Below are 15,132 nucleotides of genomic sequence, written 5' to 3' on the forward strand. Positions count from 1 at the left end.
ATTTTCTGCGATTTAAGTGTATTGCTCTATAAGGAGGGTTGTTCCTGCTGTTGCAGCAATGCGTGAACCAGTTCCGTGTTGGGCACATCGATGCCGAGCTGAACGGCCCGTTGTAGAACAGCACCGCTGATGCCATCCAGTTCCAGCGGTCGTCCCTTCTCTTTGTCGACCAGCATTGAGGTTTTGATCGCATCAAAGCTGCTGATCAGTTCAAACATCTCATCGACATCCTGTTTGCTGAGGATGACATCATCGGCAACGGAAACGGCGGCGACCTCCTGCATCATGCGATAAACCGTTTTGCCATAGGTGGGGTGTGATGTCAGGCTGCGGGTGTCCAGTCGGGTTAATGCTGAAAGCGGATTGACGCCATTATTAATCAGCAGTTTACGCCATAGTTCATGGCGGATATCCGCACTCAGCCGGGTAGGGATGCCCGCCTGGTTCAACACATCTACAATCGGTTCTAAGGTGCTGGGGTTGCAGGCCTGATCGCTGCTTTGGTTTGGCCAGCTACCCATCACCACCTGGGCGGGGCCTGTGGCCTCAATCTGTCCCGGCGCAATGATATGACCGCCGATGCGCACCGCCAGCCCTCCCAAAGTGCGTGGGCGTCCCAGAGCCTGTTCAATCAGAGGTTCGTTATCCACACCGTTTTGCAGTGATAAAACTGGTACCTCAGCAGTGTGCAGCCAGTCTTTCAACTGTTGCAGAATCGCTGCGGTAGCGCCCGCTTTGAGTGTCAGCAGAATAAGGTCGAAGCTGTTGCACGGGTATTGCCGTTGAAGGCTATCGATATCAACCGCGTCGACCGGTTGATTAAAACTGAGGTCAGGATGGCTTACCTGCAGTCCGTTTTGTTGCAACGCCTGCAGATGCTCGCCCCGGGCCAGGTAGCATACCTGATGGCCCTGAAGTTGCAGTCGGGCGCCGTAATAGCAGCCTATCCCACCGGCACCGATGAAAAGAAAACGCATAGTGCTACCTGCTCATATCAGTTTCTGGATGAGGGTAGCACTTTACCTGAAAAGATAACGATTTCCACCCGGGAAGCCGTTGTGAATGACAATTTTAACCGCGGGAAATGCCGGGTCTGCCCCGTGCCGGGCGACGGTTCCCCGGTTTGGCCGGGCTGTTGCCTCCACTGTTGGAACGTCCGCCACGGTTCGCGGGTTGTTGCTTGTTGCCAGAAGCGTTGCCCTGGGCAGCCTTGGCCTGTGCGGGTTTACGCTGGGCAGGTTTAGCCGAGGTTAACGCGGCTTCCTGACGACCTGCACCGCTGGCACGGTGACGCTTGTTTTTACCGGCGGGCTTGTGGCCACGGGCAACATCTGCCGAGCGCTGGCCATCTTTGTGCTCAGCCTGAGGCTTAGCTCTTTTGGGCTTATTCGGTTTGCGTTTACGCTTATTGAGGCTGGATTCGGGCAGATTATGTAGCGGCTGAAAACCCAGAACCTCCTCCCGATCAAGTATCCGGCCAATCAGATGCTCGATATCTGACAACTGGTCAAACTCATCAGCGCTGACCAGTGAGATCGCCTGGCCACTGGCACCGGCACGACCGGTACGGCCGATCCGGTGAACATAGTCTTCTGCTACATTGGGCAGGTCAAAGTTAACGACCTGAGGGAGCTGATCAATATCCAGGCCCCGGGCAGCGATGTCGGTTGCCACCAGTACCTGAATTTTACCCTGTTTAAACTCCAGCAGCGCTTTGGTGCGGGCTCCCTGACTTTTATTGCCGTGTATGGCCGCGGCATTGACGCCGCCCGCATCCAGATGCTTACACAGCTGGTTGGCACCGCGTTTAGTGCGGGTAAACACCAGCACCTGATGCCATTGGTGTTCGGCCAGCAGGGCGCTGAATAGTGCCGATTTCTGTTTCTTATCAACCGGGCAGATCCACTGTTTTACATTGGTTGCGGTGGTGTTACGCGGGGTGACAGAGATCTCGACCGGGTTGTTGACCAGCCCTTTGGCCAGATTGCGGATTGAATCGGAGAAGGTGGCTGAAAACATCAGGTTCTGACGCTGTTTAGGCAGCAGGTTGATGATTCTTTTGATGTCATGGATAAAGCCCATATCCAGCATCCGGTCCGCTTCATCCAGCACCAGCACTTCAACTTTGTTGAATTTAACGGCGTTCTGATTATACAGGTCCATCAGACGACCGGGGGTGGCGATCAGAATATCGACCCCTTTGCGCAGCTGCATCATCTGGGGATTGATGCTGACACCACCGAAGACGACTGCGGAGCGCAATGGCAGATGTTTGCCATAGTCCTGCACACTCTCGGCAACCTGTGCAGCCAGTTCCCGGGTCGGGGTCAGTATCAGTGCACGGATCTGGTTGCCCTGGGCGCGTTCGCCACGGCTTAGCAGTTCCAGAAGAGGCAGGGTGAAACCGGCAGTTTTACCGGTACCGGTCTGAGCGGCAGCCATCAGGTCCTTGCCCTCCAGTACAGCGGGAATCGCCTGCGCCTGAATGGGGGAAGGGGTCTCGTAACCTTTATCGGTAACGGCATCAAGTATCGGTGCCGACAGGCCCAGATCAGTAAATTTCATGCACTCTCTCTATCAACAGTATTGTCAAAATGACGAGCGCGAAGGATACAGGAAAGGCCGTGGGATTGGCAGTGATTATAACGTTGCCGTACAACTCAGTTGCCATACTTCGACCGCACCCTCACTGAGGTTGGTGATGACGTTGGGGCCCATCTGCTTAAACGCTTCACCGAGAATCTGAATCGGTGAGACTGGCGGGGCTGCAGGGGATTTTTCACTGTGCTTCTCTTTATCCGCTTGCCGCTGACGCCATTGCAGTGCTTCCTCTGACCAGTTTTCTGCCGTGCTGAGTTGAAAGCCACTTCTCTCCAGCAATGTAGATAGCGTATCAAAGGTAATCAGATGTGACTGATCTGCGGAGCGTGCCCAGGGCACCGGATAGGTCATACGGGCGGAGTGGGGGCCTTCTAATACCTCGTGTAGCAACAGCGATCCATTCCCATCCAGTACTCTCAGACACTCTTGCAGGCAGCGCCCTGTATCCGGAATATTCAGCAGACTGTGCTGCAGAATAATGCAGTCAAAACGGTTGTCAGCAAAGGGCAGTTGTTGCGCATCACAGGTGATTACCGGGGCGGCTGAGTTATCTGTCAGCACGGTCAGAGCGCGGTTCAGGGTATTAAAACGGTGGGTGATATCGATACCAGTCACCTCTGCACTGAAGCGGCTATTGATCATCCGCATCAGTCCGCCTGCACCACTACCTATCTCCAGAATACGTCTGGGTTGCGTCTGTTCCAGCTGTTGCAGGAGCTTTTCTGACGCTTTGATGCCGCCGATATGCAACTGATCGATTGGAGCCAACTGATACAGTGTCGGCCCTGCGGGATAACATTCTTTCAGGGTGTTTAGCAGGGCGGTTTCAGCCATGTGAGCGCTGTAGTGGTGCTCTATATCCATCAGTATTTCCAGTGCAAAAAAGAACAGGGCCCAGCGTAATTTAACCTGACGTTAATACGCTTGAGCCCTGATAGTCTAACGGTAAATCAGCAGGTCAGATATCATCCAGCCCCAATTCTTTGATCGAGATCTCACGCATCTTGAATTTCTGAATCTTGCCAGTCACGGTCATCGGAAACTCATCAACGAACTTAAAGTAGCGCGGAATCTTGAAGTGGGTGATCTGCCCTTTGCAGAAATCCCGCAGCTGCTCCTCGGTGACGCTTTCTGAATCTGCGCTCAGTTTCACCCAGGCGATCAGCTCCTCACCATATTTTTTGTCGGGTACACCGGTAACCTGAACATCGATGATGTTCGGATGGGTATAGAGAAACTCCTCGATCTCTTTCGGATAGACGTTCTCGCCGCCTCGGATCACCATATCTTTGATCCGGCCAACAATCTGGATATAGCCGTCTTCATCCATGGTCGCCAGGTCGCCGGTATGCATCCAGTGGTGCTCATCGATGGCGCTTTTGGTGCCCTCTTCGTTGTTCCAGTATTTGATCATCACACTGTAACCCCGGGTGCATAGTTCACCGATTTCGCCCCGCGGCTGTATCCGCCCGGTCAGAGGATCGATAATTTTACTTTCCAGGTGTGGCTGGGTACGGCCCACGGTGGTGACCTGTTTCTCAAACGGATCATCCGCCCGGGTCTGGGTGGAGACCGGGCTGGTCTCGGTCATGCCGTAAGCGATCTGCACCTCTTTCATATGCATTTTGGAATTGACCGCTTTCATCACCTCGGCGGGGCAGATTGATCCGGCCATAATACCGGTGCGCAGGCTGGAAAGGTCATAGTTATCAAAATCCGGATGATCCAGCTCGGCAATAAACATGGTGGGCACACCATAGAGTGCGGTGGCTTTTTCCTTCTCGACCGCTTCCAGTACCGCTTTCGGTTCAAAACCTTCGGTGGGGTAGATCATGGTTGCGCCGTGCGTCATGCAACCCAGGTTACCCATCACCATGCCAAAGCAGTGGTACAGCGGTACGGGAATGATCAGCCGGTCTTTGTCGGTAAAGTTCTGACTCTCTGCAACAAAGAAGCCATTATTCAGAATATTGTGGTGACTCAGGGTCGCGCCTTTAGGGAAACCGGTGGTGCCAGAGGTGTACTGGATATTGATCGGGTCATCAAACTGCAGGGATGCCTGAATATCCTTAACCTGTTGCAGATCAACCTTGTCAGCTTGCTTCATAAAGGCGTTCCAGCGCCACATGCCGGGATGCTGCTCATCCGCCAGGTTGATGATGCATTCCAGGGTTTTCAGTTTGGCCGACTTAAGCTGCCCAATCTCGCAGTTGTTCAGTTCGGGCGCCAGCTCCAGCAGCATTGCCGTGTAATTGGATGACTTAAAGCTGTCAGCCGTCACCAGAAACTTAGCCCCCGATTGATTCAGGGCATATTCCAGCTCGTGCAGACGGTACGCCGGGTTGATATTCACCAGAATCGCACCAACTTTGGCGGTGGCGAACTGGGTGATCGTCCACTGGGCGGTATTGGGCGACCACATGCCAACACGATCACCGGGCTTAACGCCGATGGCCAGCAGGGCCCGGGCGCACTGTTCAACTTTCTCTTTCAGCTCGGTGTAGGTCCAGCGAATATCCTGATAGTGAACAATCAGCGCATCATTATCGGGATAGGTGGCGCAGATCTCATCAAACTTTTCGCCAATCGTCATGCCCAGCAGGGGAGTGTTGCTGGTGCCACTGGTATAACTGGGTTGTGCATTGCTCATTGCTTCATCCCTTCATTATTTTTATATATTGAGGGTTTAAATATCCGTGCTGTCAGCCTGATCAGCACGGATATCCGCTCATCTGTTTAACGTGCCTGGGAGTGGTATTCAGGGTTAGGTTGCATATCCACGGCGCCTGCTACCCGGTTGGTCATATTGTAAAAGCCGGCTACATTCGCAATATCCCAGATATCCCGGTCGCTGAATCCTGCATCCCGCAGCGCCTGACGATCACTCTCCTCAATACAGTCGGGAGATACCGTCATCTTAACGGCGAAATCCAGCATCGCCCGGTGGCGAGTTGACAGTTCAGCGGCGCGGTAATTGATAGCAAGCAACTCGCCCAGTGCCGGATCGCCAGAATAGTTTCTCACTGCAGCACCGTGGGCGGCGATGCAGTAAAAACAGTGATTCTGAGAGGATACGGCTACCGCTAGCATCTCCCGCTCAAGGGTGGTCAGATTGCTGTCGCCGAACATCATCTCATTGTAGAAACGGGAGAACACCTCCAGCTGAGCCAGGTTCTGACTGTAGGCCTTGAGGACATTGGGGATCATGCCCAGCTTTGCATCGCAAACATCGAAATATTTTTTAACGTCGTCGGGCAGCTCTTCCCGTGACGGGTAGTGCAGGTCCAGCGCGGTAATATGATCAGGTTGAGACATGGTATTACTCCGTATTATTTTTGTCCGTCAGAGCAGATAAGCGGGATTGTTCCGCCCGGGTCCATAAGCAGGAACCTGGATATCTGCTCTATATTAGGGTAAACCCTTACTTTCTTTCAAGAGGAAAGTTTTAAGATCGGATTAAATCTATTCACTGTCCCTTTGTGTTTATTGACAACCGATGGCCAGAGCCACTTTGGAACCGCTGGTGCGACCCAGCTGAGCGGTAATCCAGTGACCGGTCTGCGCCAGTTTTTCAAGATCGACGCCGGTGTCGATGCCCAGCCCATTCAGCATGTAAAGGACATCCTCGGTGGCGACATTGCCTGATGCGCCTTTGGCATAAGGGCAGCCACCCAGACCGGCAACTGAGGCATCGATCACCGCGATCCCTTCCTCGATCACCGCATACAGATTCGCCAGGGCTTGTCCGTAAGTGTCATGGAAGTGTGCTGCCAGCTTCTCTATAGGCACTTGCTTGCTCACTGCTTCCAGCATCTGCTTGGCTTTAAGCGGCGTACCAGTGCCAATGGTGTCGCCCAAAGAGATCTCATAGCAGCCCATATCCAGTAACTCACGGCTGACAGCAGCCACCTGAGCGGGATCTGTCTCTCCCTCATAAGGACAGCCCATCACCGTGGAAACATAGCCACGCACCCGGATATTGCAGGCTTGAGCCCGTTCAATCACCGGGGCAAAGCGTTCCAGACTTTCACTGATCGAACAGTTGATATTCTTTTGGGTGAACGCTTCAGAGGCTGCGCCGAAGACAGCAACCTCATCAGCGCCCGCAGCGATGGCGCCCTCAAGTCCTTGCAGGTTGGGTGTCAGTGCAGAGTAGGTCACTCCCGCTTTACGGTTGATACCGTTCATAACGGCAGCGGCATCGCCCATCTGCGGCACCCATTTGGGCGACACAAAGCTGGCCGCTTCAATATGACGCAGCCCGCACTCACTCAGCCGGTTGATCAGCTCTATCTTAATGGCCGTATCAATCACCGCTCCAGGCTCGTTCTGCAAACCGTCACGGGCTCCCATTTCGAACAGGCGAAGATGTGTTGGAAATGCCATCGTTATGCCTCCGTTACATCCAGAGAGATCAGTTCCGCACCATCTTCAACCAGATCGCCTTCAGCGAAATAGATCTCAGCAACCGTGCCGTCATGGGGTGCTTTCAGACTGTGTTCCATCTTCATCGCTTCCATAATCACCAGCGTGTCTCCAGCTTTAACCGCTTGTCCCGCTTCAACCAGTACCGCGACTACCGCACCATTCATGGGGGCTGTCAGGCTGTTATCGCCAGCCTGATCATCACTGCCAAAGGTTTCCCGGTGCTGCTCACAGATAAACTGTTCGCCTTCGTGGAACAGGGTGAGCTGATCGCCATCGTTAAACAGGTGCACGCTAAGGCGGTGACCATTGATCACCACATCCAGCAGATCATCATTCAGCTGCGCGGTGACCTGGTAGCTGGCATCATCGATCTGTACCTGATACTGACCTTTATTGCCGCCTTCCAGAATGCTTAACTGGTAGTCGGTGTCAGCATGGATCAGTGTCAGCGGGCGGGCATATTCTGAGTTAAGCCGCCAGCTGTTCTGATAACCGAAGGGTGAATAAGGGTCGTCCGGGTTATTGGCCTGCTGCTTGGTTTTTTCACTGAAGAAACAAGCCGCCATGACCAGACAGAATGCGCTGTTCAGATTGCTGGCCGGAAACAGCAATGCTTCATGTTTATCAATAAAGCCGGTATCCAGATCCAGCGCCTTAAAGGGCGCACTGCCTGCCAGATTACGCAGGAAGCGCAGATTAGTTTTCAGGCCGCTGATGCGGTACTCCTCCAGCGCCTGCTCCATCCGCGCAATGGCCCGGTCACGGTTATCATCCCAGACGATCAGTTTGGCGATCATCGGATCATAGAAGACACTTACCTCATCGCCTTCCACCACGCCGGTATCTACCCGAACATGCTGGCTTTCCTGCGGAGTGCGCAGATAACGCAGGATGCCGGTGGCGGGCAGGAAATCGTTATCAGGGTCTTCCGCATACACCCGGGCTTCCAGTGCATGACCATTGATACGGATCTCGTCCTGCTGCAACGGCAGCGGTTCGCCACTGGCTATCCGCAGCTGCCACTCCACCAGATCCTGCCCGGTAATCAGCTCGGTAACCGGATGCTCAACCTGCAGGCGGGTGTTCATCTCCATAAAGTAGAAGGAACCATCCACGTCATAGAGAAACTCAACCGTACCTGCACCCACATAATCGATCGCCTGAGCGGCGCGCACCGCTGCTTCACCCATCGCCTTACGGGTTGTATCGGACAGGTTAGGGGCTGGCGCTTCCTCGATCACTTTCTGGTGACGACGCTGCACCGAACAGTCCCGCTCCGCCAGATAAACGCCGTTGCCCTGTTTATCGCAGAACACCTGGATCTCAACATGACGGGGTTGGGTGAGGTAACGCTCAATCAGCATATCCGGGTTGCCAAAGGCGTTTTTCGCCTCACGACAGGCGGATTTCAGCGCTTCATCAAACTCATCAATAGAGTTAACCACCCGCATCCCTTTACCGCCGCCGCCAGCCACCGCTTTCAACAGTTGGGGAAAGCCGCAACGCACCGATTCCTCTTTCAGTAGTGCCGGGGACTGATCTTCGCCATGATAACCCGGCACCAGTGGCACCGCTGCGTGAGACATAATCTCTTTGGCGGCGGATTTGGAGCCCATCGCTTCAATCGCGCTCGTGGGTGGCCCGATAAACTCGATACCGTTATCGAAACAGGCGCGGGCAAACTCGGCGTTCTCTGAGAGGAAACCATAACCCGGGTGGATCGCCTGAGCGCCGGACTGTTTGGCGATCTCAAGAATCTTGTCACCGCGCAGGTAACTTTCGCTGCTGGGGGCAGGCCCCAGCAGAAAGGCTTCATCCGCCATCGCCACGTGACGGGCGTTTTTATCGGCTTCAGAGTAGACAGCAACACAACGGATACCCAGACGGTGAGCGGTCTGAATAACCCGGCAGGCGATCTCCCCACGGTTGGCAATTAGAATTTTATTAAACATGCCGCTTACTCCTGAATCCAGTTCGGTTTACGCTTCTGCAGGAAGGAGCTGAGTCCTTCCTGACCTTCGTCGCTGACGCGGATATCTGCGATGCGACGGGCCGTGTCATCGATCACTTCGCTGGTGATCTCTTTCTGGCTGACGGCATAGATAAGCTGTTTAGCGGCTTTCATCCCCTGGGGGCTGTTTTTTTGTAGCGAGGCGATAAACCGGTCGCAGGCTTCGTCCAGTTGCTCAACGTTTTCCACCACTTCATGCACCAGCCCAAACTGTTGCGCAGCCTGGGCGCTGAACAGTTCTGCGGTAAGGAAATAGCGGCGTGACTGACGTTCACCAATGGCACGTACCACATAGGGGCTGATCACGGCGGGAATCAGTCCGATTTTGACTTCTGAAAGACAGAATGAACTGCTCTCGGCGGCAATCACGATATCGCAGCAGGCGGCCAGACCGACGGCACCACCGTAGGCGGCGCCCTGAATCAGGGCGATGGTGGGTTTGCTGTGGTTGTGCAGCAGTTCCATCAGTTTTGCCAGACGGCCGGCATCCACCATGTTTTCTTCATGGGTGTTGTTGGCCATCCGCTTCATCCAGCCCAGGTCGGCACCGGCAGAAAAGTTCTTACCCCGGGAGCGCAGCACCAATACCCGCACTTCAGGGTCTTCATGGGTGGCTTCAAGGCTGTGGATCAGCTGTTCGATTACACCATCATCAAAAGCATTGTGCACCTCTGGGCGGTTGATAATCAGTTCGGCAACGCCGTTGGCGCTTTTTTCCAACAGCACCAGTTGTTGTGTATTGATTGTCATTGTCTGATCCTCCATCACATCCGGAATACACCGAAGCGGGTGTCACCCACCGGCTTATTAAGTGCGGCAGAGAGACTCATGCCGATCACATCGCGGGTTTGTTTTGGATCGATAACGCCGTCATCCCAGAGACGGGCAGAAGCGTAGTAGGGGTGTCCCTGATGCTCATAGGTATCGATGATCGGTTTTTTGAAATCGCTTTCATCTTCAGCCGACCACTGTTCACCGGTACGGTTCATATTATCCCGTTTAACGGTTGCCAGAACCCCTGCTGCCTGTTCGCCGCCCATCACTGAGATGCGGGCGTTAGGCCACATAAACATCAGGTTAGGGCTGTAGGCCCGGCCGCACATGCCGTAGTTGCCGGCACCAAAACTGCCGCCGATCAGTACGGTAAATTTAGGCACATCGGCACAGGCCACCGCCATCACCATCTTCGCGCCATGCTTGGCGATACCCTCTGATTCATATTTCTGCCCCACCATAAAGCCGGTGATGTTTTGCAGGAACAGCAGCGGGATTTTGCGCTGGCAGCACAGCTCGATAAAGTGGGCGCCTTTCTGCGCTGACTCACCAAAGAGAATACCGTTGTTGGCGATGATGCCAACGGGATAACCGTGGATATGGGCAAATCCGGTCACCAGTGTGGTGCCGTAGAGTTTTTTAAACTCATCAAATTCAGAACCATCGACGATGCGGGCAATCACTTCGCGAACATCGTAGGGTTTTCTCAGGTCGGTACCGACAATGCCGTACAGCTCATCAGCCGGGTAGAGCGGTTCTTTGGGGGCCTGAGTTTTAATGTTGATCTCTTTGCGGCGGTTCAGGTTGGCCACGCAGGTGCGGGCGATCTCCAGCGCATGCTGATCGTTTTCGGCGTAATGGTCGGCGACCCCGGAAACTTTACAGTGCACATCGGCACCGCCCAGATCTTCGGCGCTGACGACTTCACCGGTTGCGGCTTTTACCAGAGGTGGTCCAGCCAGGAAGATAGTGCCCTGATTGCGCACAATAATGGATTCATCCGCCATCGCCGGAACATAAGCGCCACCCGCAGTACAGAGGCCCATAACGACGGCGATCTGGGGAATCCCTTTGGCAGACATGCGCGCCTGGTTATAGAAGATGCGGCCGAAATGATCGCGGTCGGGGAAAACATCATCCTGTTGTGGCAGGTTGGCGCCACCGGAATCCACCAGATAGATACAGGGCAGGTGATTCTGTTCGGCGATCTCCTGTGCCCGCAGATGTTTTTTCACCGTCAGTGGGAAATAGGTGCCGCCCTTAACGGTGGCATCGTTGGCGATAATCATACACTCAACGCCACTGACACGGCCGATACCGGTAATGATGCCCGCAGCGGGTACATCGTCATCGTAGACCTTATAGGCGGCCAGTTGTGACAGCTCTAACAGGGGCGAGCCTTCGTCCAGCAGGGCGTTGATCCGTTCCCGGGGCAGCAGTTTACCGCGGGAGAGGTGACGTTCCTGATATTTGGCGCCGCCACCCTGATGAATCTGTGCTGCTTTATCCCGCAGGTCGCCGACAATTGCGTCCATGGCGTCGTAGTTAGCACGAAACTCTTCTGCGCGGGGATTAATTTTTGTTTTTATCGTTGCCATTACATCTCTCCGGCGTCACTGTTAACACCTCTCTCAGAGCCGTTGGATAATCTGTTCATCCGTCACGCCTGTCTGATCAATGTTAAAAGACGCCTTGTCTGAATTCGTCATGATTCACAGTGAAAAAGTGGGGAGGTGCAGAACACCCTTCCCCATAAAGTCCACTGATGGAAAACGGGTTTACTTATTCAGGAACAGCTCACGACCGATCAGCATCCGGCGGATCTCCGATGTACCGGCACCGATCTCATAGAGTTTCGCATCACGCAGCAGGCGACCGGTGGGGAACTCGTTAATATAGCCATTGCCGCCGAGCAGCTGGATCGCATCCAGGGCAATTTTGGTGGCCATCTCTGCGGTATAGAGGATGACGGCTGCACAGTCCTTACGGGAAGTTTCACCGCGCATCGCGGCATTGGCGACGGTGTAAGCATAGGACTTGGAGGCGTTCATCAGCGTGTACATATCGGCCACTTTGCCCTGTACCATTTCGAACTCGCCAATCGCTTTACCAAACTGTACCCGGTCGCGGGTATAGGGGATGGTGATATCCATTGCCGCCTGCATGATACCCAGTGGGCCACCGGCCAGCACCAGACGCTCATAGTCCAGACCCGACATCAGCACCTTAACACCACCGTTCAGTTCGCCAAGAATGTTCTCTTTAGGCACCGGGCAATCCTGGAAAACCAGCTCGCAGGTGTTGGAGCCGCGCATTCCCAGTTTGTCCAGTTTCTGATGACGGGAGAAACCAGGATAATCACGCTCAACGATAAAGGCGGTGATCCCTTTAGGCCCGGCAGTCAGATCGGTCTTGGCATAGATGACATAGGTGTTGGCATCAGGACCGTTGGTGATCCACATCTTGTTGCCATTGAGCAGGTAGTGGTCACCGTTGTCGCGCGCCGTCAGTTTCATTGAAACCACATCGGAACCAGCATTCGGCTCAGACATCGCCAGCGCGCCGATATGTTCGCCGCTGATCAGTTTTGGCAGATATTTGAGCTTCTGCTCATGGGTACCATTGCGGTGGATCTGATTAACACAGAGGTTAGAGTGGGCACCGTAAGAGAGGCCAACAGAGGCTGAAGCACGGCTGATCTCTTCCATCGCGATCATGTGTGCCAGATAGCCCATCTCGACACCGCCATACTCCTCTTTCACGGTAATACCCAGCAGACCCATATCACCGAATTTACGCCACAGATCATTGGGGAACTCATTATCATGATCGATCTGCTCGGCGCGGGGAGCGATCTCCTGTGCAGCAAAACTGTTAATCTGCTCCCGCAGCATATCCAGAGTTTCGCCGAGTCCGAAATTAAGTGAGCTGTACTGTGCAATCATTTTCTGTCCACCTGGCTTAGGGAGTCGATAGGGCAGGTTTGTTGTCGCTGCCGTTTTCGTCTCCGGTTTGTGTTTATTGTTGTTACTACGTTATTGATCAATCTTTATCTGCTGACCTGCTTGGGCGGTCTAGAGCGTTTTCTCCGTCAGATCAGCCATCGCTTCGCGGCAGCGACTCTCTGCGCTGTCCAGTTCCAGTTGAAGCATGGCGATATCATTTAACTGCTGTTCAAGGGCTGCTTTCTTTTCTTCAATTTTAGCCATCAGCAGCTGCAGCTGTTTCATACTGCCGGTCGGGGTTTCATCCCATAGAGCAAACAGTTCCCGGGTTTCCGCCAGCGAGAAGCCGAGCCGCTTACCCCTGAGAATCAGCTTCAACCGCACTCGGTCCTGGGCACTGTAGATGCGCGTTTGCCCACGGCGGGTGGGGAAGAGCAGTTGCTGGTCTTCATAAAAGCGAATGCTGCGTGTGGTGACATCAAACTCACTTGCCAGCTCACTGATAGAAAAAGTACGTGTGTTCATAATCTGCTTCCTGACGCTTATGGGATTAAATGTAGCGGAAGTTTACGTAAACGTAAAGTATGTTTTTTAAATTGCCCTGAATGTTACATTTCGTAGGATTGTTCTTAAGTTATTGATATATAAATATAAATATCATTTATTTTATGTGGAGACACTTCTTATTATACTAAAGTAGTACTTGTTATCCTGTAGGGGAAATTGCTAACTTGGCTCCAAGGCTGACATGGGCAAAGCGTTATTTTGTCCATCCGATAATAAAAACAAATATATGTGAGGCTGGTTCTGCATGAGTGCCGACTACGTTCTCGAAACCAGGAATCTGGTTAAGGAATTCAAGGGCTTTACCGCCGTTGACGATGTAAATCTTCAGGTTGAGCGGGGAACAATACACGCGCTGATCGGCCCTAATGGCGCCGGTAAGACAACGGTATTTAACCTGCTGACGAAATTTCTGACACCCTCCCGAGGCACTATTCTCTACAACGGTGAAGATATCACCTATATGAAATCCGCTGCGATCGCCCGTAAAGGGATTGTGCGTTCATTTCAGATCTCTGCTGTGTTCCCACACCTCTCAGTGCTTGAGAATGTGCGCATCGCCCTGCAACGAAAAGAGGGCAACAGCTTTCATTTCTGGAAGTCGGAAAAGGTTTTGCAAAAACTCGATGCCCGGGCTCTTGAACTGCTGGATGAGGTGGGGCTGAAAGGCTATGCCAACACCGTGACTGTGGATCTGCCCTATGGTCGCAAACGCGCATTGGAGATCGCGACCACTTTAGCGCTGGACCCCGAGATGCTGCTGCTGGATGAACCGACCCAGGGCATGGGCCACGAAGATGTCAGTGTGGTGGCCGATCTGATTAAAAAAGTCTCGGCGAACCGTACCATTCTGATGGTTGAGCATAACCTGCATGTGGTGGCTCAGCTGGCCGACAAGATTACCGTATTACAACGAGGCGCCATTCTTACCGAGGGCGACTATGCAACCGTGTCTCAGGATCCCCGTGTCCGTGAAGCCTATATGGGGGTTGAAGCGGATGACGAGGTGGCTAATGCCATTGCCGCAGAAACCGCTGCCGCGAATGCTGCGAAGAAGGAGGACGTTGCATGAGCTCAACAGGTGAAAAGCTGCGTATCAGCGATCTGCATGCCTACTATGGTGAATCTCATATTCTCCATGGCATCGACATGACCATCATGCAGGGGGAGTTGGTGACCCTGCTGGGACGCAACGGCGCCGGCCGGTCGACCACGCTGAAAGCGATTATGAACATGGTGGGGCGGCGTACCGGCAAGATCAATATCAATGGTAATGAAACCATCGGTATGGCCGCTCATAAGATCGCCCATCTGGGGGTGGGGTACTGCCCTGAAGAGCGGGGCATCTTCTCCAGTCTGAATGTGGAAGAGAACCTGATGCTGCCGCCCAACGTTCGCTCCGATGGTATGAGCGTTGAAGAGATTTATGACATTTTCCCCAACCTGGCTGAACGTCGTTATAGCCAGGGGACCCGCCTCTCCGGCGGGGAGCAGCAGATGCTGGCGATGGCCCGCATTCTGCGAACCGGTGCAAATATTCTGTTACTCGATGAGATTACAGAGGGGCTGGCTCCGGTCATTGTGCAAAAACTGGCTGAGGTTCTGGTGATGCTCAAGGAGCGGGGCCTGACAGTTTTGCTGGTTGAACAGAACTTCCGTTTTGCTGCGCCTATCGCTGATCGTCACTACGTTATGGAACATGGTCATATCGTAGAAGAGGTTCAGAAGCATGAGCTGGAAGCAAAAACGGAACTGTTGAATACCTATCTGGGGGTTTAAAGCCCGAAAACGCGTTGTAGTAAAAAAGCT

At 53.5% G+C, this 15,132-nt stretch carries 13 protein-coding genes; 2 read left to right on the top strand and 11 right to left on the bottom strand.

Features of this window, described 5'->3' with window-relative positions; genetic code table 11:
- Positions 1–26: 26 nt before the first annotated feature.
- From BMY09_RS02665 to BMY09_RS02715, 11 genes are all read right to left on the bottom strand, one after another.
- Positions 27–977: a ketopantoate reductase family protein gene (locus BMY09_RS02665; RefSeq protein ID WP_091353541.1), complete on the bottom strand. Its 951-nt coding sequence runs from the start codon at positions 975–977 to the stop codon at positions 27–29.
- Between the two features lie 94 nt (positions 978–1,071).
- Complete coding sequence (locus BMY09_RS02670) at positions 1,072–2,565, bottom strand: DEAD/DEAH box helicase (RefSeq protein WP_091353543.1); 1,494 nt, start codon at positions 2,563–2,565, stop codon at positions 1,072–1,074.
- Between the two features lie 75 nt (positions 2,566–2,640).
- Positions 2,641–3,465, bottom strand: a complete 825-nt coding sequence (locus tag BMY09_RS02675) for a class I SAM-dependent methyltransferase (protein ID WP_091353545.1) — start codon at positions 3,463–3,465, stop codon at positions 2,641–2,643.
- 94 nt (positions 3,466–3,559) lie between these two features.
- Complete coding sequence (locus tag BMY09_RS02680) at positions 3,560–5,251, bottom strand: AMP-binding protein (protein WP_091353548.1); 1,692 nt, start codon at positions 5,249–5,251, stop codon at positions 3,560–3,562.
- An 86-nt stretch (positions 5,252–5,337) separates the two neighbouring features.
- Positions 5,338–5,916, bottom strand: a complete 579-nt coding sequence (locus BMY09_RS02685; RefSeq protein WP_091353549.1) for a peroxidase-related enzyme — start codon at positions 5,914–5,916, stop codon at positions 5,338–5,340.
- A 168-nt stretch (positions 5,917–6,084) separates the two neighbouring features.
- On the bottom strand, positions 6,085–6,987 hold the full coding sequence (locus tag BMY09_RS02690) for a hydroxymethylglutaryl-CoA lyase (protein WP_091353552.1): 903 nt from the start codon (positions 6,985–6,987) through the stop codon (positions 6,085–6,087).
- A gap of 2 nt (positions 6,988–6,989) precedes the next feature.
- Positions 6,990–8,981, bottom strand: coding sequence for an acetyl/propionyl/methylcrotonyl-CoA carboxylase subunit alpha (locus BMY09_RS02695; RefSeq protein WP_091353555.1), 1,992 nt, complete (start codon positions 8,979–8,981; stop codon positions 6,990–6,992).
- 5 nt (positions 8,982–8,986) lie between these two features.
- Entirely contained in the window at positions 8,987–9,790 is an 804-nt protein-coding gene (locus tag BMY09_RS02700; RefSeq protein WP_091353949.1) for an enoyl-CoA hydratase/isomerase family protein, read from the bottom strand.
- A 14-nt stretch (positions 9,791–9,804) separates the two neighbouring features.
- The gene (locus tag BMY09_RS02705) at positions 9,805–11,412 is read right to left on the bottom strand and encodes a carboxyl transferase domain-containing protein (RefSeq protein ID WP_091353557.1); all 1,608 of its coding nucleotides are present in this window, start codon (positions 11,410–11,412) and stop codon (positions 9,805–9,807) included.
- 180 nt (positions 11,413–11,592) lie between these two features.
- A complete protein-coding gene (locus BMY09_RS02710) occupies positions 11,593–12,759 on the bottom strand; it encodes an isovaleryl-CoA dehydrogenase (RefSeq protein WP_091353560.1) in 1,167 nt (388 codons plus the stop codon).
- A 129-nt stretch (positions 12,760–12,888) separates the two neighbouring features.
- A complete protein-coding gene (locus BMY09_RS02715) occupies positions 12,889–13,284 on the bottom strand; it encodes a MerR family transcriptional regulator (RefSeq protein ID WP_091353561.1) in 396 nt (131 codons plus the stop codon).
- A gap of 286 nt (positions 13,285–13,570) precedes the next feature.
- Here BMY09_RS02715 and BMY09_RS02720 point away from each other — a divergent pair, with 286 nt between their 5' ends.
- Together BMY09_RS02720 and BMY09_RS02725 are read left to right on the top strand one after the other, a co-directional pair.
- Positions 13,571–14,395 carry an ABC transporter ATP-binding protein gene (locus tag BMY09_RS02720; RefSeq protein ID WP_091353564.1) on the top strand — a complete coding sequence of 275 codons (825 nt, stop codon included), beginning with the start codon at positions 13,571–13,573 and terminating at the stop codon, positions 14,393–14,395.
- A complete protein-coding gene (locus BMY09_RS02725) occupies positions 14,392–15,102 on the top strand; it encodes an ABC transporter ATP-binding protein (protein WP_091353567.1) in 711 nt (236 codons plus the stop codon). The genes BMY09_RS02720 and BMY09_RS02725 overlap by 4 nt, the downstream gene beginning before the upstream one ends.
- The last annotated feature ends 30 nt before the right edge of the window (positions 15,103–15,132 follow it).

Origin of the sequence: Amphritea atlantica (assembly GCF_900111095.1) — a bacterium.
Lineage (GTDB): Bacteria > Pseudomonadota > Gammaproteobacteria > Pseudomonadales > Balneatricaceae > Amphritea > Amphritea atlantica.